Here is a 20578-nt window from a genome sequence, read left to right as displayed (position 1 = left end):
GTTCACATACAGTTAAGCTACAATTAAGATTCAATTAATTCCCAATTGGAAGCAATTTAGCGATGCACTTATGGATATTGAAGACTTAAGAAAATTTATTGTTGTTGCGCAATATGAGAACTTGAACAAGGCGTCCCAGCATTTATCAGTGACCACAGGCGCGTTGTCTAAAGTAGTAAAGCGCATAGAGCATAAATTGGAGGTGCAAGTATTTGACCGAGTAGGTAAACATATTCGACTCAACCAACGGGGTAACAAATTTCTGCTTTATGCCACTCATCTTGTGCACGAAGCCGATCAAGCTCTCAGTGAGTTTAGAGGAAGTACTGCTGTATACAACGTTACTGTTGCTGGCCCATCGCTATTGCTTCAATACTACTTACCTACGTTGCTTTCCAAGCCCTCTTTTTTACAAACTCACTTTCACGTAAATATTAATGCTTGTTGGGAAGGTAAAGCGCTGGATAGTGTGTCAAAAGGAGGAAGCGATCTCGCTATTGCCACCTCTTTTGCGATGGAAGAACGAGAGAAAGACCCTTCTCTTCATCATATATCGCTAGGTTCGTCTACATATGTGGTCGCTGCAGCGGAAAACCACGCTGCGGTAACTGAAGCAAAGAACGGCGCATTAACAAGTCAAAGTTTGTACGGTTACGCATTCGCCTGCCCTGATGTTTCGCCCTTTTGTGGAATAAAACGCGGCATCGGTTCTGATGGATGGAGAGACGACAAAGTGCCCCGCTCAATTCGCTATCGATGTAATGATTTTGGCACGCTGATATCCATTGTTCGACAAGGACTGGCCTTGGCCTACGTGCCTGACTTTATAGCAAAAAGCCATAACCTTACTAGCGTCGATGTATTAGGTTATGACTTTTATCATACGGAGCACTTCGAACTTGTTTACAAACCTAGCATGGCATCGGGATGGCTCAACCGGTTTGTCGACTCAGTTAAAAGCGCTATTTCGTAACAACATTTTTAGCCCCTTTGATCAGTGCTTCTCTGTCAATTTTATTAGGGACTTCCACTCCACGCCGTGCGGCTGGCCTCGCTTCAATACTGTTTTTCCAACGGTTTAAGTTGTCTAACCCTTCTATGCTTACACCAGACCATTCATAGGTACGCACCCAACACCAGTTCGCCATGTCAGCAATACTGTAGTCGTCGACCAAATACTCTCGATTTTCTAGCCTCCCATCAAGCACAGTAAATAGGCGGCGTACTTCGTTCTGATAACGTGCTATCGCCACTGGAATTTTTTCTTCTAGGTAGCGGTGGAACACATTAGCTTGGCCCATCATTGGGCCTATGCCTCCCATCTGAAACATGACCCACTGTAAAACCTGGCTTTTTCGCTTTGCGTCGGAGGGTAAAAACATACCGCTTTTTTCTGCGAGATAAATCATGATAGCGCCAGACTCAAACACGATGTGACCGTCGGCTTCTCTATCCACAATTACAGGAATGCGGCCATTGGGGTTCATTGCCAAAAATTCAGGAGTTTTCTGCTCTCCCTTCATCAGGTTTACGGCATGGGCAGTGTATTCAAGCCCCATTTCTTCAAGCGCTACCGACGCTTTCCAACCGTTCGGTGTGGCTGCGGTGTATAAATCTATCATTAGGCTTTTGCACTCTCTCTGTTACTTACCGCCTCATACCAGCGCGCCAGATTGACATGCTCGTCAGTCATACGAATGTTTACCACACGGGCGAAATCCATAGCGCATAACGCGGTTATATCGGCAATAGAAAAGGTGTCCCCAGCAATAAACTCTTTAACACCAAGTCGACGCTCTAAAATGTTCAAATATTTCGACGCATTGATACCCGCTTCCTTACCAAATTCAGGAACTGGCGTCATACGATCTTTAAAGTAGCCTGTAGTATGTTGAAAACACATACCAATTTGCATCATAAACGCGAACTCTACTTGTCGTTGCCACATAGAAATAGTCGCTTTTTCAACGGGCGTTGTTCCCATTAGCGGTGGCTCTGGCTGCAGTGCTTCAAAATACGTACAAATGGCATCGGTTTCGGCAATACAGGTGCCGTCATCAAGCTCTAAAATAGGTATCTTTCCCAGCGGGTTCTTCGCGCGCATTTCCGCAGTTAGATTTTCACCCTTTTGAATGTCGACCTGAACGTAGTCAACGTCAATGCCCTTCTCAGCCAAAAACATTCGTACTCGACGTGGGTTGGGCGCAGTCTTCGTTTCGTAGATTTTCATAATGATGATTACGGGCCTTATGGTGATTAGTCAGGAATTGTAATAACCCAAGATTAGTAACTGTGCAGTACGCTTTCAAATCACTCTGTATATGACTCATACTATTCAGCGCCTTTATGGTTATACCTCTGTGTTTTTCGCAGATAATTAACCAGTTGCAGGTCTTAAACCAGCTCTATCTAGATGCTGCTACAGCGCTGTGAGTACTTTAAGACGCTTTATTTCATTGTCAGTAAAATGGGCAGATTGATACTCTTGCAGTGCTTTTTCTATTGCGTTTGAATCAAGAGATTGCTGAACCAAGTTATCGCGGAATGTTTTGTATTCGGCAATTCTGTTTTGCCACTGAGCTTGTTGTGCCCATGTTTTGGAAAAGCGTTCTGCAACTTCGCTACCAAATTCAGCCGCCACTGCGTTATAGCGATCGTTAATAGTGCTGTGGTTGTTTTTTATTTCGTTTATTCGATGCATATTAAGCGTGGGCTGGAAGGCTTCACGTTCGGCGGAGTTTCCCGCTTTAATTGACTCGACGATAAGGGCCTTTCTTTCGTCTCTGGACAAGATGTTTTCTTGGGCAACACTTAAACGTGCTAGCGCCGCCTCATCTACCTGCGCTTCTTGACTAAACAGATAGTGATATTCAGTATTATTAAAGTAAGTTCGTCTAATTTCCTCTCGCTCATCTAGCTTAAACGACACATCCTGCAAGCTGTGACTGGCAAGGTCAACGTCCAATTCAACCAAAGACAGCGCTACTTTGTAATCGACATACCGGGCAAATAAGTCGATTGCGTCACCTTGCGTGCTGAGTGTGAATACTTCATGAGCATGGGTTGTGTAGGCAAGTTTCACTGCTTGCGGCACTTTTGAGGTGCGTGCAAATACGAAGCGATCGAAAGCGTCTTTGGTCGAGTAATTGAGTTCAAAGGGAATGAGATCAGCTGCAATATCAGTGTCACTATCCCGATGACTACCTACATCAGTTACTTGATGTACTGCACCGCCTCCTTCTAACTCATATTCTCCGGCTTTCGCTTGTTCACCTAAGGATGAGCGTTGACTGAAAATTTCTGAATTAGAGGTTTGGGATTCAGACGCTAACTGGTTGTAAAGAATAGCACCGAATACTAAGAGGGCGAGCAGCCCTCCTAGTATTGGAAAAACACGGCGTAATTGACGCTTCTCCACTACAGTCCTAAGCCTTTCAGTCGGTTAGCCTGACGAACAAACACGTCAACTGGGTCGGTTTCAAACCAGTGCGTTATGCCAAAGCTCTGGTTGACTTCATCAAGGTGGTTCATTTTATAGTTGTCTTTAAGTACTTTGCCTAAATGAGAACTACAGGTCGATACTAGCCCATCGTTTGGCTCTTTGAATGCGGTGCCAGTAATAGCTAAGAATGGGTCAACTACATCAAGTGCATTGGTGTAAGTTCTGCCTCCGCTCCACGAGAAATAGTACACGCCATTTTCAGCCAACATTTTTCCATCGTTGCGGCAGTAGGCAGTAGGCATCCCTTCTGGATATTTTTGATTGAAAGCAACAGAGCCAGACGTAGACAATGAATTAAGCGCAGCGATTGAATCTGTTGGTTTGTCTCGCGGATCTGACCCAGAGGCAATCTCGATGATATTGGCGAACGCATTAACTACAACGCCCGCAGCACCCTCGCCCACTGAACCTTCAGAAAAAGCGTCTCGTAGTTCATCTGCCACTTTGCTTCCCCAGTTTACGCCGGCAACTGAACTTACCGAAGCAACCTTATCTGGGGCAACGCTTGCGGCGTAACGTGCCGTTGGACCACCGTGACTGTGTCCAATTAAATTCACTTTGTCAGCTCCTGATAGCGCCAGAACTTCATCAATGTAATCGAGTAACTGTTCACCGCGGACTTCGGTCGAGTTTGCTGGTGAGACCTCTGCGATATAGACAACAGCGCCGTTTCGGCTAAGTTTGTGCGGTACCTTATAGAAATAATCAACAAATAAGATATCTTCGAACCCAAACAGACCGTGAACTAACACAATAGGGTGCTTGGTTTTTGCGTAGGTGCCAGCGTAGGCTTGGCCAGACAAGCCTAATGTCATACTGAACAAAGCTAATAACACGGCGAATTTACCGAGCCATGGTTTTGTAGAGCGTATTCTTATAGAGCGTAAGTGGTTATATAGTGTCATCGAGTGTGTCCCATAATTATGGTTATATGTGGTCTGTGGTCAGACCTTTGTTATAATTATGTAAACACTATGTAAAGATCAACCTTTGTGTGAAATCTTTAATAAAGGTTTTTACTGTGTATAGGTAAATTTTCGACGGAGTTAGTTACTATTAGTCAGTTAATTCAGAAAGATAGCGTCAGGTATGAAGTATGTTAACCCATACCATTTGCACTAAACATACAGGACATAAATAACACTTATAGTCGCTTATTTATGTTTGGAATATGCTTGAATGTAGTTTACCGCTAGGCTCGAAGTGGTTAGCCACTCTCCTTTAAGTGGGTTTAGCCTCATACCGACCTGATACTTAAGGGTAAACTCATTTCCAATCCAGCGTTTTAATTCGCAGGGCTTAACAAATTTCTTCCAGTCATGGGTTCCTATTGGTAAGTAGCGCATTACGTATTCCGCTCCCACTATGGCAACAACATAACTTTTCAGCGTGCGGTTCAGCGTCGCCAAAATCAGGAGGCCACCCGGCTTAACCAAACTTGCGCACTCGCGCATAAGCTGCTGCTGGTCAGGCACGTGCTCAACAACTTCGGCGTTAATTACCACATCATATTGCCGACCTTCTTCTACTACCTCGCTTGAGAGTTTATGCTGATAGTCTACCTTTACTCCTGTATTTTGAGCATGGCGCTTTGCCACTTCTACGCTCACCGCACTGGCATCTATTCCCGTAACTTGAGCGCCTAATTTTGCTAGCGGTTCGCTTATTAGCCCACCGCCACTGCCAATATCTATCACTGATAAGGCGGAATAATTGGGAGGCAAGTTGCCCTGACCGAAATGATTTTCTATTTGTGCTTTTATAACGTTTAGTCTTGCCCGATTAAAATCCAGCGCGGTTTTGTATTTGCCTTCTGGATCCCACCAAGAGTCAGCCAGCGCATCGAAGCGCGCAATCTCTTGTTCAGAAAAGTTACTGTCGCCTGTTTTTTTGCTTTTATCGAGCACGATTTTTTACCTTAAAACGTAGTTACCGTAGTGCTTATTGTTGACCCTTGTCGAGCAGGGTCATAAGGTGGATAGATAAGGTTCTATTCATCCTAAATTCGCTACTTGGCGATTTGAATAAGACATACCTATTAAACCATACGTTGTAAAAGAGGGTTCTGATTTTGGCGAACGCAAAAAATGTTTATGGACGCCCACTCCAGCTATGCTGTGGAAATACTGGATTTACGCGAGAAGGGTTTTGCTATGTACCAGACGCTGATGTGGGTAATCACAGCGTATGCGCGGTTGTCACTGACGAATTTCTTCAGTTTTCGCTACGACAAGGCAACGACCTCATCACGCCGTGGCCTAGTATGACATTTCCTGGCCTGTTAGCAGGCGACAGATGGTGTTTGTGTGCCGCTCGCTGGCTACAAGCCTATGAGGCAGGTGTAGCGCCGAAAGTACGCTTGGAAGCCACACATGAAAAAGCGTTAGACATTATTCCACTTTCACTGCTAGAAGAGTACGCGGCAGATTAATCTAAACCTGCCGCCTCGCCCTCGAATGCTTATATTCGCACTATTGCGCGAACATTGCTTGATTGAGCAGTGAAGTTCGATCTACTGCTGAGGAGTACGAATAACCATAAGTCGAGTCTCAGACATATCTTCAATCGCATAGCGAATACCTTCGCGCCCTAGACCTGAGTCCTTCACGCCACCATAGGGCATGTTGTCCACCCGCCAGCTAGGTACATCTCCAATGACCACACCGCCAACGTCAAGCACGTCCCATGCTTTGTGCGCTTTGTATATATCGCGGGTAAACACACCTGCTTGAAGTCCGTAGCGGCTGTTATTTACTTCTTCAAGCGCTTCGTCATAGTCATCGAATGGCACCAGAATAGATAGAGGGCCAAACGCTTCTTCGGCACTGGCATCACAATCCTTTGGTACATTTTCCATTACCGTAGCCTCAAGCATGGCCCCGTCTCGTGTTCCGCCGCATAGAATGGTGGCACCTTTCTCTTTTGCTTCTTCAATCCAGCCGTGAAGGCGCTCTGCTTCGCCTTCTGAGATCATAGGGCCAATAAAGGTGTCTTCATTAGACGGGTCGCCAGACACTAACGCTTTCACTTTTTCCACATAGCGCGACTTAAACTCATCGTATATTTTGCTGTGCACTAAAAGGCGCTGAACACTTATACAACTTTGCCCTGATTGATAATAAGCTCCGACAATTACCCGGTCGATGGCGTCTTCAATATCGGCATCTTCATCAACTACACATGCGGCGTTACCGCCAAGCTCCAATACCACCGGCTTCTTTCCTGCTTTTGCTTTAAGCGCCCAGCCCACATCAGGTGAACCTGTGAAGCTAAGCAGCTTTAGTCTTTCATCAGTAGTGAATAAGTCAGCGCCGTCGCGGCTACAGGGTAGAATAGAAAATGCGCCTTTGGGTAAGTCGGTTTCAGCTAATACCTCACCAATAATGAGCGCACCAATAGGGGTTCGCGAGGCAGGCTTAAGTACAAAGGTACAGCCTGCTGCGATTGCAGGAGCCACCTTGTGCGCAGCCAAATTCAGAGGAAAATTAAACGGCGATATAAATGAACATGGACCTATGGGGACCTTCTTGGTCATGCCCTGATAACCTTTGGCGCGCGCCGAGATTTCTAAATTCACCACCTCGCCGTTAATACGCACTGATTCTTCTGCCGCTATTTTGAAGGTATCGATAAGACGGCTGACTTCGCCCTTAGCGTCTTTAATTGGCTTACCAGCCTCTATACAAAGCGCTTGTGCCAACTCGTCGGCTCTTTCGGTAAAGCGCTTCACACAGTGCTCTAGCACCGCTTGTCTTTCGAAAGGAGCCATGGCGGACATCGCAGGCTGCGCTTCTTCTGCTGCAGCAATGGCCTTATCGATGGTATCCGCATCGGCCATCGCCACCTTGGTTGCTACCTCTCCGGTGTATTTATTAGTCACGTCCAAGTCGGTATTGGCATAATGTGGCTCACTCGCTAAATAATAGGGATAGCTTTCCTTCAACATTTTTTACTCCTTACCTTTCTGTTACGTTTGGCTTAAAGCTTGGCGCTAAGCTCTTTAATCGTATGATTTAGTGTTTTGTCATTCATACTGTAATCAACTGGACAATCGATAATATGTACGCCTTTTGTGTTCAAACACTTATCAACTAAGTGAATAAGTACATCCGCGTCGTCAACTCTCCAGCCCTGTGCGCCGTAACTTTGTGCGTATTTAACAAAGTTGGGGTTGCCATAATCTAAACCAAACTCATCGAACTGCATGTTTGCTTGTTTCCACTTGATCATTCCGTACGCATCGTCGCGCAAGATGATCACCACAAGGTCAAGCTTAAGCCTAACGGCAGTCTCAATTTCTTGGCTATTCATCATAAAGCCGCCATCGCCGCATACGCTTACCACAGGGACATCAGGCTTCACTAGTTTGGCTGCTATAGCTGATGGCAAACCGGCTCCCATTGAAGCCAGTGCGTTGTCTAAAAGCAGGGTATTCGGATGATATGCGGGGTAATTTCGGGCAAACCATATTTTATATACGCCGTTGTCTAACGTAACAATGCCGTTATCAGGCATAACTTTACGAATATCGCGTACAAGACGTTCTGGTAAGATAGGGAATCGGTTGTCGTCTTCTGCTTCAGCACGGTGGTCTACATAGGCTTGATGCACATCTTTGTAGAAGTCGAGTTTCCAACTGTCTTGGGGAGTAATGCCTTCTTTTATTTGCCAGATGCTGTTAGCAATATCTCCAACGACTTCGAGTTGCGGGAAGTAAACAGGGTCTACGGCAGCCGAATCAAAGTTGACATGAATCACTTTTTTATCGTTGTGATGCATGAAGAACGGTGGCTTTTCTACCACATCGTGGCCTACGTTGATAATAAGATCGGCACGCTCTATTGCCCTGTGTACAAAGTCACCGTCAGACAGAGCAGTATTCCCTGCAAAGCGCGGGTCGCTTTCGTTTAGTACCCCTTTGCCCATTTGGGTTGTAACAAATGGAATGCAGGTTTTATCAACAAACTCCCTGAGCATTTTCGCTGTTAGCTTTCTGTTTGCTCCGGCGCCAATCAATAACAAAGGTGACTGGGCTTCTTCAATCATAGTAACCGCAGCAGCAATTGCTTTGTATTCGGCGATAGGTCGACGGGCCATGCTAGGTGTTAGTATTTGGGCACTGGTTTGTTCTGCGGCAATGTCTTCTGGCAGTTCAATGTGTACAGCGCCCGGGCGCTCTTCATGGGCTAGACGAAATGCCTCTCGCACAGTAGAAGGAATTCTATCGCCACTCACAATCTGGTTGGTGAATTTAGTGATCGGCCGCATCATGTCAACGATGTCGATAACTTGAAAGCGACCTTGTTTGCTGGTTTTGATCGGCTTTTGCCCAGTAATCATCAACATTGGCATAGCACCAAGTTGAGCGTAAGCCGCGGGAGTAACTAGATTAGTGGCCCCAGGTCCTAAGGTCGAAAGGCACACTCCCACTTTTCCGGTAAGCCTGCCGTAAGTAGCAGCCATAAAGCCAGCGCCTTGCTCGTGACGAGTCAGCACCAGTTTAATAGAGGACTCGCGCAACGACTCAAGTAAGTCGAGGTTTTCTTCACCTGGGATACCAAAGACGTATTCCACGCCTTCTGCTTCTAACGCTTTAACAAATAAATCGGACGCTTTCATGTGCTGCACGCTCCTTGTAATTTGAGCAGAAAATAAAGTGCTTATTAGTTGTGCTACGAAACAATGCTGCGAATGGGTTTACTGTGCGTAATAAAATGCCCGTTGCTAACGGGCATGTTAAAAAATAGTGTATAGGAGAGAAAAAGGAAGTCTAATCACTGATTATTATGCGCTTGTATGCGAGCAAAGAACCATCTTCGTTTTGTGACACACTAAATGTATATTCATTGTAGTCACTGCCAAACACTGTATCTTGCCCCAGCAACGTGTCTGGCTCACCCCGGTGACTGTAGTCGGGATGATTGGTACAAATGTCTTGGCAAAAACTATCGGAAAAGCCAAATTGAGAAACCAATTGATCAGTATTGTTGCGACGTATACGAAAATGGATGTGGATAGCTCGGCTGCTGTACCAGCCGGGAAAACAGCTTTTTAGGTTTATTCTTCCGCTAGCATCTGTCACCGCAATACCTCTGAACCACTTCGCACTTAATGCATCCACTTCATTTCCCGTGCAAAATGCCGAATTAAATCCGCTGGCATCGGCACTATCACTGGTATCTCCTGAATAAACGCCATCTACATCGCAATGCCATACTTCAATTTCATAACCCGATAGGGGATTACACGCTTCATCAATTAACTGAAGACACAACATCATCGGCAAACCTGTTTGCTCATATGAGATGTCGTCAAGATAGTCACTTTGAAAATAGCACGGGCCTTCCGTTTGAGAACCTGTGAGAGCCACACTGCATACAGAAGCAGTGTCAAATAAACTATCGTCTGGAAAGTCTGACGTCATAGCTGACGTGCCACCGCTTGCCCAACCGTCAAAATCTTCTTCAGGTTCGGCATTTGAATCGGTGTCGTTATTGGAAGATGAGGAGTTAGATGCTGTGGAACTTGCAGAGGTGGAATTAGAACCTCCACAACCCCACAATCCGATAGCAATAGGAGCCAATGTAAGTCCCACCGCTGTTTTCATAAAGCGGCGTCGCTTTAGCGGCTTTTCCGTTAATTTTTTTGATGTCATCGTGCGTTGCCCTTGGTTGTCTTTGCAAAAAAGACATTTAGCTAAAGGACAAGGTTCTCTTATTTACTCAAGCTTTACGTAGCTTTACACAGTAAATAAGCAAAGTGAAAAAAGCGCAGGTATTTGGGTAACTAAACCTAGGTTATTCAGCACTCCATTCGGATAGTGCCTTCTGTGTTACTTTATCTACCTCATGTTTATTTTCGCTTATCCACCAGCGCTCCATAATACGGACATTTTTCTGATTGGCTTTATAGAATATATCCACAATGTCGCCAACAAATGGAATAAAACCTAAGCCAAAGTCGATTGCTGAGTTTTTTACCATTTGAGCTATTAGCGCTTTGGGCATACCCAATGATTTTCCCAGCCAAACTATTCGAAGTGAAACGAAGAGCATCAGCGCGTCACCGGCTCCTGGGATAAGGCCCACGATTGAATCCAAGCCTATTCTTATTGGGATAAAAGGGAGCTTTACAGCAGTATCCAGCAAGTTCGCCAGTTTTTGCGCTTTAAGTAGTGCCTTTGGTGCTTTGCCTTCCACGACCTTATCTCCCTTTCAATATAATAAATGCGCCACCAAGGGTGATTTCCCTATTGGTTTTCCTCGAAACGTTTACTGTCAGCTTTTCAAACGCTACTTTTCAGCGCCTAACGCTCTTGCTAAGCCTGCGCGCAAACCGTTGTCCGACTGCACTGTCCACCCATGCAGGTTTTCTTGCACTATGTCAAAAAGCACGTCTATATGTTCTTTGTCACTGTTAAGTGCCGCGATGTATTCATAGCGCTCACCACCAGCTTCCATAAAGTACTCGCGATTCTCTTCACCAATTTCTTCAATAGTTTCCAAGCAATCGGCTGAGAAGCCAGGGCACATAACCTGAATGGATTTCACCCCTTTTTCAGGTAAAGACTTTAACGTTTCATCTGTATACGGTTTCAACCACTCTTCTCGACCAAAACGAGATTGGAAGGTTGTCATATATTCGTCGTGTGAAAGGCCAAGTTTCTCGGCAAGCAAGCGCGACGTTTTGTGGCACTCGCAGTGATAGGGGTCACCATTCATTAAATAGCGCTTAGGAATACCGTGGTAAGACAAAATAAGCTTGTCCGCTCTTCCATGGGTTTCCCAATGCGCTTTTACTTTGTTCGCCAGCGCGGTAATGAAATTATCGCGGTCGTGATAGTGATTCACGAAGCGAAGTTCTGGGAGCCAACGGCGAGAGGTGAAATCCTTAGCGATAGCATCAAATGTGGAGCCAGTTGTCGACGCGCTGTATTGAGGGTAAAGCGGTAAAACGACGAGTTTGCGTACGCCTTTTTCCAACATGGACTCGATGGTATCACCAATGGCGGGCTTGCCGTAGCGCATGGCAAAATCAACAATTACGTCATCGCCATATTGGGCTTTACAGCGTTCAGCAATAGCTGATGCTTGCGCTTTAGTAATAGCCATAAGTGGAGAGCCTTCTTCCGTCCATACGGTGGAATAAGCCTCTGCCGAGCGCTTGGGGCGAAAGTTTAGAATAATACCATTTAATACAAACCACCAAATCGCTTTAGGCACTTCCACAACCCGCGGGTCAGAAAGAAACTCTTTCAAATAAGGGCGTAACGCCTGCTTAGTTGGCGCTTCCGGTGTCCCCAAATTCGTTACCAGTACGCCAATTTTATCTGGTTGCCCGTGAGTAAAACCTTTGTTCGATTTGTATTTCATGTATTCATAGTCCGAGAAGTACTGCGCTATATCCGTATTATACTGAATTACCTTAGATTATGATCTGCTATAACGCCAAAAAAGTGCGATTGCGTTAATAGATTTTGGGCATTAAAAAAGCGACAGGTGTTCGAAAATACTTTTCAAAAACACATGCCGCTTTCTTAGTTTGCTGCCGCATTATGCGTGTGGCAGCCCGTAAAGCTATCTATTTAAGGCTGATAGTAAGTCGCTGCGCCCGGGCCTACCGGCATACCGAGTAGGAACACCCAAATGTAGAACAAAATTGTCCAACCTACGATAAACACCATTGAGTAAGGCAGCATCATGGCAATGAGCGTGCCCATTCCCAAGTCTTTCTTGTACCTTGCAGCCATGGCCAAGATTAGTCCGAAATAGCTCATCATAGGTGCGATAACGTTTGTGACTGAATCACCAATACGGTATGCAGCTTGAATCACTTCAGGCGCGTAGCCTATGAGCATGAGCATTGGCACAAAAATAGGTGCTGTTACCGCCCATTGCGCTGATGCACTCCCTAGCGACAGGTTCACTACACCACACATCAAAATAAACAGAATAAACACCGCTGGGCCATCTAACCCTGCCGCTTGTAACAACGCAGCACCTTTAACGGCTAATACTGTGCCTAGGTTTGTCCATTTGAAAAACGCAACAAACTGCGCAGCAAAGAATACTAACGTTATGTAAAGACCCATTGCCCCCATGCTTTTAGACATGGCATCAATAACATCTTTGTCGTTCTTCATCGACTTGGTAACTTTACCGTAAACAAAGCCAGGAATAGCAAAGGTGATAAATATGAATGCAACAATGCCTTTAAGGAACGGAGAGCCCGCTACTTCACCTGTTTCTGGATGACGCAATATACCGTTTTCTGGCACTACCGTTAGCGCTAGTATCGCGCACACAATAACAAACGATATACCGGCCCAACGCAGGCCTTTCTTTTCTAAATCCGTAGGCGCGTCCATTGATTGCTTGCCTAGATCTATGGAAGCATCAGCAGGGTCAAATTTACCGAGTCTCGGCTCAACAACCTTTTCGGTGACCAACGCGCCCATTGTGGCTACAACGAAGGTACTGATGAACATGAAGTACCAGTTTACTTCTGGGCCTACCATATAGTCGGGGTCAATCATGTGAGCAGCGGCTTCCGTGATACCCGACAACAGTGGGTCGACGGTTCCAAGCAGTAGGTTGGCGCTATAGCCAGCCGATACACCTGCAAACGCGGCGGCCAGACCCGCTAACGGGTGACGACCTAACGAGTGGAAAATCATCGCTGCCAGTGGAATAAGTACCACGTAGCCAAGCTCTGATGCTGTGTTTGAAATGATACCTGCGAAGACGATAGCAAAAGTCACGGCACGTTTAGAGGCATTCATCACCAACGCGCGCATTGCTGCTGATAACAGGCCAGAATGTTCTGCTACCGATACACCAAGAAGCGCAACAAGTACGGTACCCAGTGGCGCAAAGCCTGTGAAATTGGTAACCAAGCCTGTCACTATTCGCTGCAAACCTTCTGCGCTCATCAGCGATATGACTTCAATCATACCGTCTTCTTCACGCCCCTTTGCACCTATTGGGCGAGGGTCAGCTACAGCAATGTCAAAGTAACCAAGTATCCCACTAAGTAACACAATGAAAAGTGAAAGCAGAGCGAACAGCGTTACTGGATGTGGGAGCAGGTTTCCTAACCATTCCACCGTGGTGAGAAATCGCGAGAATAACCCACCTTGTCCGCCCCTATCATCGGCAGACACTGTATTTGTATTTTCCGTTGTCAAAATCTTCCCTCTGTCGTTTATTGACGTCTACCACACCAAGGTTAATGCTGGGAAGGCATCAACCTTGTACATAAATAGTGACGTGTTTTAATAGTATTCAGACGGTATTTTACCCGATTTAGTAAAATTTTGGCAGTGGATAGGGTAAATGAAGGGTTAAGTCAGTGTACATTTTCCTAAATTGCCCGGCTACACAGATTAAATATAACTCGCTATATCATACCGTTAGCCTTTCAAAAGGCGTAAAAAAACCAGTCTAAAAAGACTGGTTTTTAAAGCTTCAAATTACGGCTATTTAGTTACCGTTTGACTTGTTCATATACTTGAAGAAGTCGCTGTCTGGTGCAATAACCATGACATCTTGTTTGCTGTTAAAGCTTTGCTTATACGCGTCCATACTGCGCAGGAAGCTGTAAAAATCAGCGTTCTTTGAGTAAGCGTCAGCGTAAATTTGTGCCGCAATCGCATCACCCTCACCGCGAAGTTGACGTGCATTACGCTCAGCATCAGCAAGCATTACCGTTACCTTCGCATCAATGTTTGCCTTAATGACCTCGGCTTGCTCTTGACCTTCTGAACGGTGCTCACGAGCTACGGCGGCACGCTCTGCGCGCATGCGCTGGAAGATCGAGTTGCTCACCTCAGTAGGTAAGTTAATCTGCTTAACGCGTACGTCTACAATTTCAATACCAAGCTCATCAGACGATGTAGAAGCTTGTTCCATTGCTTGGTTCATAAGCGCTGAACGCTCACCAGAAACGATTTGTGCAATAGTACGAGTACCAAACTCAGAACGTAGGCCGTTGTTTACTTTTTGCTTCAGTAGCGCTTCTGCTTGCAGCTTGTTGCCACCCGTTGATAGGTAGTAACGTGCAAAGTCTTCTATGCGCCACTTAACATAAGAGTCAACAATCAGGTCTTTCTTCTCGCTTGTTACAAAGCGATCAGGCGTTCCATCCAACGTTTGAATACGCGCATCTAAATGGCGTACCGAGTCAATAAACGGAAGTTTAAAGTGTAAACCTGGCTCAAAAACCCGAGTTTCACCGGTCGCGTCATCGCGCTGAACCTTACCAAATTGAATAACAATGGCACGCTCACCCTCTTTAACTGCAAACAGAGAACCTGATGCAAGCAAAACAAGAAGAACGAATGCTGCTATTAATAAATTCTTCATTATGCTTATCTCCCTTCTCTGTAGCTGTCACCGCGCAAACCAGAGGTTGGCGACGAATTACGGCTTCTGCCTGAGGTATCAGTTACAGGTGTTTGTAAGCTTTCTAGCGTGTTGCGTGAGCGATCGTTAGACGACGACTGCTGACGCTCCATAATTTTATCCAGAGGCAGGTACATCATGTTGTTTCCGCCTTTGCTATTAACCATGATTTTGCTGGTGTTACCCAACACTTCTTCCATGGTTTCAAGATAGATACGTTCGCGAGTAACCTGAGGTGCGCGCTCATATTGTGGAAGCAGCTCTTCAAAACGTGCCACTTCACCCTGCGCTTCCAACGTTACACGCTCTTTATAGGCTTGCGCTTCTTCATTCATACGATTTACTTGACCACGTGCACGTGGCTCAATCTCTCTCGCATAAGCTTCAGCTTCACGAATAAAACGTTGTTCATCTTCCTGTGCAGCAATCGCATCATCAAAAGCATCTTTAACTTGCTCTGGTGGGCGGGCATCACGGAAGTTCATATCGATAATGGAAACACCCATGTTGTAGGGTTCAATGATCGCTTGAAGCTCTTCCCATACACGCTGACGCGTTACTTCACGGCCGTCGGTAAGTACGTCGTCCATTTTAGAGTGGCCAACTACGTAGCGAATAGCGCTATCAAGAGACTGACTTAAACTCTGCTCAGGGCTTTCAACGGCAAACGTCCAACGATAAGGGTCTACAACGCGAAATTGCATTTCCATTTGAACGCTTACCACGTTTTCGTCTTCTGTAAGCATAGAGCCTGAAGATGACTGGTCGCGAATTGACTGAACATCAACTGGGATTACTGAGTCAATAAACGTTGGCGCCCAACGAAGACCCGGCTCAACCTGCTCGTGATACTCACCGAAGCGAAGCACTACGCCACGCTCTGCTTCACGAATAGTGTAAAAACCACTAATGAACCAAATTACGACAAGTAAACCTACAAGAATACCAGCGCCGATACCACCTAGGCTTTTGCCTGAGCCGCCACCGTTGCCACCTGACTTTCCAAACTTACCAAATAAGTTCTTAAAAACATCGTCCAAATCTGGGGGACCTTGCTCTTTCCCACCGCGATTCTTCCACGGGTCGTTATTATTGCCACCCGGCTCATTCCAAGCCATGCTGATACTCCATAGATTACTGTTATATTTTTGAATTTCGCATGCTCAATGCAGTGACTAGCACTGACTAATGTCGCACAACATACTCTGATATTCCGTTTTCCAGACGTTTTTCAAGTCTGTTCCAGTCAGCGGCGGGCATTCTTACATCAACTACCCAGTCTCCCTGACTGTCGTATTCTTCACTAGCAATACAGTTTAGTTCGTACAACACGCCGCGCAATCGACTTTGTGCAGGCGGAATCTTTAATGTGTAATTCACCATACTTTTACCTAAACATTCGGTTAAAGCTTGGCTCAATAATTCCGTTCCTTCGCCTGTTTGTGCAGATAGCCACACTCTGACAGGCACCCCTTCGTCGTTTCTTTCTATACGCGGTTGAACGTCGTCTAGTTTATCAATCTTATTACAGATTAGTAATTGTTGAATCTCTCCAGCTTCAATTTCTTCAAGTACATCATTAACTTCATCCATGGTTTCGCGATATTTTGCATCAGCAATATCAACCACATGGAGCAGTAAATCTGCTTCTTGAGTCTCTTGAAGTGTCGCTTTAAACGCAGCAACGAGGTCGTGGGGAAGATGACGAATAAAACCTACCGTGTCGGCTAAAATAGCCGGCCCTACGTCTTTTAAATCGATTTTGCGTAACGTGGGATCTAGCGTTGCAAACAGCTGATCGGCAGCGTAAACGTGTGAGTCGGTAATGGTGTTAAACAGCGTCGATTTTCCCGCATTCGTATAGCCAACTAAGGATACCGTTGGAATTTCAGCGCGTTTGCGCGAGCGGCGACCCTGCTCGCGTTGCTTTTGCACTTTTTCCAATCGACGAAGAATGGCTTTAATACGACCACGAAGTAGTCGACGGTCAGTTTCTAGCTGTGTCTCACCTGGACCGCGAAGACCAATACCACCTTTTTGACGCTCAAGGTGGGTCCATCCTCTGATGAGACGAGTTGAGATATGCCTCAACTGGGCTAGTTCGACCTGAAGCTTACCCTCATGTGTTCTTGCGCGCTGCGCAAAAATATCAAGAATTAGCCCCGTTCTATCTAACACCCGGCATTTACACACCGCTTCTAAATTACGCTCCTGAGAAGGAGAAAGCGCGTGGTTGAAAATAACAACGTTGGCATCGTGTGCTTTCACTGCCGCTGCTATTTCCTCTGCCTTACCTGAACCAACAAAAAACTTAGCATGAGGCGCACTGCGCGAAGTCGTAATAACTTCTACCGCATTAACCCCTGCTGAAGACACAAGCAATTCAAGCTCACTTAAGTCTTCTTTACTGTTCTCGTCGGAAAAATTAACATGAACAAGTACAGCCTGTTCACCGGCTTCATAACGGTCAAACAAGCGCGTTACCTTTTAAATTATTCACCTTTAGTATTTTCAGAATCTCCTGCGCTAGGCATTGTGATAGCGCGTGCTGGAACAACAGTAGAAATCGCGTGCTTATACACCATTTGGCTTACTGTGTTCTTCAGTAAAATTACGAACTGGTCGAAAGATTCAACCTGTCCCTGAAGTTTAATACCGTTTACCAGATAAATTGATACTGGAATACGTTCCTTACGCAAAGCGTTCAAGAATGGGTCTTGTAAAGATTGCCCTTTAGCCATTTGATATCCTTAGTTTTTATTATTCGTGATAGGAATTTCACTATCACTGCACGTCTAATATATACCACACTCAAACATTTAAAGTGTGACTTTCGCTGTAATTTTAGTCAAATTATCGTTAGCAAATGTGTCTAGCCATGTAACCTGCTCCCAGCCCCGTAACCACGTGAGCTGACGCTTGGCGAGCTGCCTTGTAGCAATAATGCCTCTTTCACGCATTTCTGCGTAACTCAATTGGCCGTCTAGGTACTGCCACATCTGTCTGTACCCTACCGAACGAATAGAAGGCAAATCTTCATGAAGATCACTGCGTTCGTAGAGCTTTACTACTTCATTCTCAAACCCTTGCTCCAACATCAAATCAAAGCGGGTCGCTATACGTTCGTGCAACACTGCCCTGTCTGCGGGCGCTATGGCAAATTGTGCAATGTTATAAGGGCACTTTTCACCCTCTTGTTGTTGCCAATGTGTCAACGTCTTGCCGGTACTTCTATACACTTCCAGCGCACGGGTAATTCGCTGTGGGTCGTTGGGGTGAATTCTCTCACCACTAATTGGATCTACACCACGTAATTCATCGTGTAATTTAGACCAACCCAAGCGTTGTGCCTGCTGTGTTATTTCGTCCCGTATCTTTTCATCTGACTTAGGTAGTGGCGAAATTCCATTTATCAAGGCATTAAAGTACATCATTGTACCTCCAGCCAAAATTGGCACCTTGCCACGCGCTAAAATATCGCCAATTAGCGCATTAGTGTCGTTTACAAATTGCGACACCGAATAGCTTTGTGCAGGGTCGATAATATCAATTAGATGATGTACTACACCTGCTTGCTCTTCCTGCGTTGGCTTCGCAGTGCCGATGTCCATACCTTTATAAACAAGGGCTGAATCAACACTAATTACTTCGCTTTCAACCTTGGCCGCTATATCAAGCGCCAAGCCTGTCTTGCCTGATGCCGTGGGGCCCATAATTGCTATTACTGGCAATGCAGAATTTATGCCATTGGACACCTTATTCTCCCCATACATCTAGCACTGAATTTAAGGGGCGCACTTTAGCAAATTGCTCAATAATTTCCCATTGTTTCACTTCACTCTGCTGATCCAACCAGTACCACAGCGCATTTGATGTCTCTTCATCTAAAACATGTTCAGGCAAAACCAATGATTTTACGGCATCATCAAGTGAATTTACTTCATCATTTAGTTCAACTAATAAGAAGTATTCAAACCACTTGAGCCACGGCAAGTGCCTGGTGCCGGCCGGCACCTGTTGCAGCCGATATTTGCCAGCCACTTTATTCACTTCAAAATGCGCGTCGTTTAGCATTGTAACCAGTTGCTCATTGACATTATTGAGCGAGACAGCAACGGGCATTAACAACGGTTGTCCATGTTGCGCTTTTAAAAATAGTTCGCTTAACCAGATACTTGCAACTTTAGTTGCACAAAGAAGGTAAATTTTTTCTGATTTTGGGTAAATTCTACACTGGGAAGTTAGATTAACGTGCTCTGCAACGAGCATCGGGTCTGCATTGTTGTTAATAATGTCGCTATTTGGCGTCATTAACGCATTGTAATTTGACTGATATGCCGCGCTTGGCCCTCGACTTTGCTTATGTGCAGCGCCACCACTTCGTCCACCACTGGCACTTCCCGAGGATGTATTTCTTGGACTACCTGTAAATTGCCCATAAGACTGTGGCGCGCCTTGCGAGATTCCCCCCGTCGAGTAACGAGAAGACTCGTTGAACGCCTGTGCATTATCCGACGTTTGATTCTGTAAAGGCCTAATGTAATCGTGTTCTACCTGAGAAGACATGAAATCTGAGCCCGAAGGACGGTTTGCGTCCATTCCTGATAAAGGCTGTTCGTCGGTCATGGCGTGCAGCGCATCACTCACGGTTTTACAGATAAAGTCGTGCACCAATCTGCCTTGTTGAAACCTCACCTCATGCTTGGCGGGATGAACATTTACATCCACATCTTTAGGGTTAACCGTTAAGTACACCACAAAGCTTGGTTGCTCCACCACACCCCAAACGCTTTCGTACGCTTGGCGAATAGCGTGCATAATAAGCTTATCTCGCATGCCTCTGCCGTTAACAAAACTGAACTGGCAATCATTGCTGCTGCGAAGCATGGCCTCATTACCTAGCCAAGCATCAATCTGAAGACCTTCATACTCGGTACTAATATGTACGGCGTTTTGAACAAACTTTTGTCCAACCACAGCGCCAATTCGGGTGGCTAAACTGCCTGCTTTGTCGGCGATAAAGCGCTTTGCTACTTTATCGTTGTGTTTTAAAACAAATGAAACCTTGGGATAGCTCAGTGCTATGCGTTTTATGACTTCTTCAATATGCTGAAATTCGGTTTTTTCGGTGCGTAAAAACTTACGTCTTGCTGGCGTGTTGTAAAACAGATCCGCCACGTCAATTGTGGTGCCAACAGGGTGGGCCGCTGGCTGAATATTTACCGCCATTTCCCTACCCTCACAGTAGGCCTGCCACGCCTCTCCTTGAGACTCAGTGCGTGATGTCAGTGTTAACCGGCTTACCGAGCTAATACTGGCCAGCGCTTCGCCACGAAAGCCAAGAGAGAGAATTTGTTCTAAGTCATCCAGAGTGGTGATTTTGCTGGTTGCATGGCGACTTAATGCCAGCTGCAGTTCACTTTTGACAATGCCTGACCCATTGTCTTTTATTCGAATGCGTTTGTGGCCACCTTTTTCAATATCGACTTCTATTTTGGTGGCACCAGCATCAAGGCTGTTTTCTAGTAATTCTTTAACCACAGACGCGGGGCGCTCAACCACTTCACCAGCGGCAATCTGGTTTGCAAGTTGGGGAGATAAAAGCTGTATAGGCAAAGGACTACCCTATGATATTAACTATATGGATTCGTGGCGATACGACATGTAAGTGCAA

General features: G+C 45.7%; 19 protein-coding genes. 2 read left to right on the top strand and 17 right to left on the bottom strand.

Annotated features, from left to right (window positions below):
• The first annotated feature begins 70 nt into the window (after positions 1–70).
• Entirely contained in the window at positions 71–973 is a 903-nt protein-coding gene (locus tag MHN00_RS09785; protein WP_039229262.1) for a LysR family transcriptional regulator, read from the top strand.
• Here the strand turns inward: MHN00_RS09785 and MHN00_RS09780 are convergent.
• The 5 genes from MHN00_RS09780 to ubiG form a co-directional block, all read right to left on the bottom strand.
• Positions 963–1622, bottom strand: a complete 660-nt coding sequence (locus MHN00_RS09780; protein WP_239301033.1) for a glutathione S-transferase N-terminal domain-containing protein — start codon at positions 1620–1622, stop codon at positions 963–965. The genes MHN00_RS09785 and MHN00_RS09780 overlap by 11 nt on opposite strands.
• On the bottom strand, positions 1622–2230 hold the full coding sequence (locus tag MHN00_RS09775) for a glutathione S-transferase family protein (protein ID WP_239301032.1): 609 nt from the start codon (positions 2228–2230) through the stop codon (positions 1622–1624). Before MHN00_RS09775 ends, MHN00_RS09780 begins: the two co-directional genes overlap by 1 nt.
• Before the next feature lie 189 nt (positions 2231–2419).
• On the bottom strand, positions 2420–3418 hold the full coding sequence (locus MHN00_RS09770) for a lipase chaperone (RefSeq protein WP_239301031.1): 999 nt from the start codon (positions 3416–3418) through the stop codon (positions 2420–2422).
• Entirely contained in the window at positions 3418–4407 is a 990-nt protein-coding gene (locus tag MHN00_RS09765) for a triacylglycerol lipase (protein ID WP_101566193.1), read from the bottom strand. Before MHN00_RS09765 ends, MHN00_RS09770 begins: the two co-directional genes overlap by 1 nt.
• Positions 4408–4656: 249 nt before the next feature.
• Positions 4657–5409, bottom strand: coding sequence for a bifunctional 2-polyprenyl-6-hydroxyphenol methylase/3-demethylubiquinol 3-O-methyltransferase UbiG (gene ubiG / locus MHN00_RS09760; RefSeq protein ID WP_239301030.1), 753 nt, complete (start codon positions 5407–5409; stop codon positions 4657–4659).
• A 164-nt stretch (positions 5410–5573) separates the two neighbouring features.
• Here ubiG and MHN00_RS09755 point away from each other — a divergent pair, with 164 nt between their 5' ends.
• Positions 5574–5933 (top strand): DUF2237 domain-containing protein, encoded by a 360-nt coding sequence (locus tag MHN00_RS09755; RefSeq protein WP_014951082.1) that lies wholly within the window; start codon positions 5574–5576, stop codon positions 5931–5933.
• A gap of 81 nt (positions 5934–6014) precedes the next feature.
• Here the strand turns inward: MHN00_RS09755 and MHN00_RS09750 are convergent, their stop codons facing one another.
• The 12 genes from MHN00_RS09750 to mutL all read right to left on the bottom strand — a co-directional run bounded on the left by MHN00_RS09750 (position 6015) and on the right by mutL (position 20520).
• Positions 6015–7448 carry an aldehyde dehydrogenase family protein gene (locus tag MHN00_RS09750; protein ID WP_239301029.1) on the bottom strand — a complete coding sequence of 478 codons (1434 nt, stop codon included), beginning with the start codon at positions 7446–7448 and terminating at the stop codon, positions 6015–6017.
• A gap of 32 nt (positions 7449–7480) precedes the next feature.
• Entirely contained in the window at positions 7481–9121 is a 1641-nt protein-coding gene (locus MHN00_RS09745) for an acetolactate synthase large subunit (protein ID WP_014951084.1), read from the bottom strand.
• Between the two features lie 151 nt (positions 9122–9272).
• The gene (locus MHN00_RS09740; protein WP_239301028.1) at positions 9273–10157 is read right to left on the bottom strand and encodes an intradiol ring-cleavage dioxygenase; all 885 of its coding nucleotides are present in this window, start codon (positions 10155–10157) and stop codon (positions 9273–9275) included.
• Between the two features lie 142 nt (positions 10158–10299).
• The gene (locus tag MHN00_RS09735; protein ID WP_014977648.1) at positions 10300–10701 is read right to left on the bottom strand and encodes a DUF4112 domain-containing protein; all 402 of its coding nucleotides are present in this window, start codon (positions 10699–10701) and stop codon (positions 10300–10302) included.
• Between the two features lie 93 nt (positions 10702–10794).
• A complete protein-coding gene (hemH, locus tag MHN00_RS09730; RefSeq protein WP_014951087.1) occupies positions 10795–11874 on the bottom strand; it encodes a ferrochelatase in 1080 nt (359 codons plus the stop codon).
• Between the two features lie 212 nt (positions 11875–12086).
• Positions 12087–13664, bottom strand: a complete 1578-nt coding sequence (locus MHN00_RS09725) for an AbgT family transporter (RefSeq protein ID WP_014951088.1) — start codon at positions 13662–13664, stop codon at positions 12087–12089.
• 319 nt (positions 13665–13983) lie between these two features.
• Positions 13984–14865 (bottom strand): protease modulator HflC, encoded by an 882-nt coding sequence (gene hflC / locus MHN00_RS09720; RefSeq protein ID WP_014951089.1) that lies wholly within the window; start codon positions 14863–14865, stop codon positions 13984–13986.
• Between the two features lie 5 nt (positions 14866–14870).
• Entirely contained in the window at positions 14871–16022 is a 1152-nt protein-coding gene (hflK, locus tag MHN00_RS09715; RefSeq protein WP_239301026.1) for an FtsH protease activity modulator HflK, read from the bottom strand.
• A gap of 67 nt (positions 16023–16089) precedes the next feature.
• A complete protein-coding gene (hflX, locus tag MHN00_RS09710; RefSeq protein ID WP_014951091.1) occupies positions 16090–17379 on the bottom strand; it encodes a ribosome rescue GTPase HflX in 1290 nt (429 codons plus the stop codon).
• 17 nt (positions 17380–17396) lie between these two features.
• Positions 17397–17645 carry an RNA chaperone Hfq gene (gene hfq / locus MHN00_RS09705; RefSeq protein WP_014951092.1) on the bottom strand — a complete coding sequence of 83 codons (249 nt, stop codon included), beginning with the start codon at positions 17643–17645 and terminating at the stop codon, positions 17397–17399.
• 78 nt (positions 17646–17723) lie between these two features.
• On the bottom strand, positions 17724–18677 hold the full coding sequence (gene miaA / locus MHN00_RS09700) for a tRNA (adenosine(37)-N6)-dimethylallyltransferase MiaA (RefSeq protein ID WP_052234870.1): 954 nt from the start codon (positions 18675–18677) through the stop codon (positions 17724–17726).
• On the bottom strand, positions 18661–20520 hold the full coding sequence (mutL, locus tag MHN00_RS09695) for a DNA mismatch repair endonuclease MutL (RefSeq protein WP_239301025.1): 1860 nt from the start codon (positions 20518–20520) through the stop codon (positions 18661–18663). The genes miaA and mutL overlap by 17 nt, the downstream gene beginning before the upstream one ends.
• Positions 20521–20578 lie beyond the last annotated feature (58 nt).

Source organism: Alteromonas sp. Cnat2-8, from assembly GCF_022348355.1.
Lineage (GTDB): Bacteria > Pseudomonadota > Gammaproteobacteria > Enterobacterales > Alteromonadaceae > Alteromonas > Alteromonas macleodii.
The sequence above is the reverse complement of the archived record's forward strand: the minus strand, read 5'-3'. Positions and strand labels throughout refer to the sequence as shown.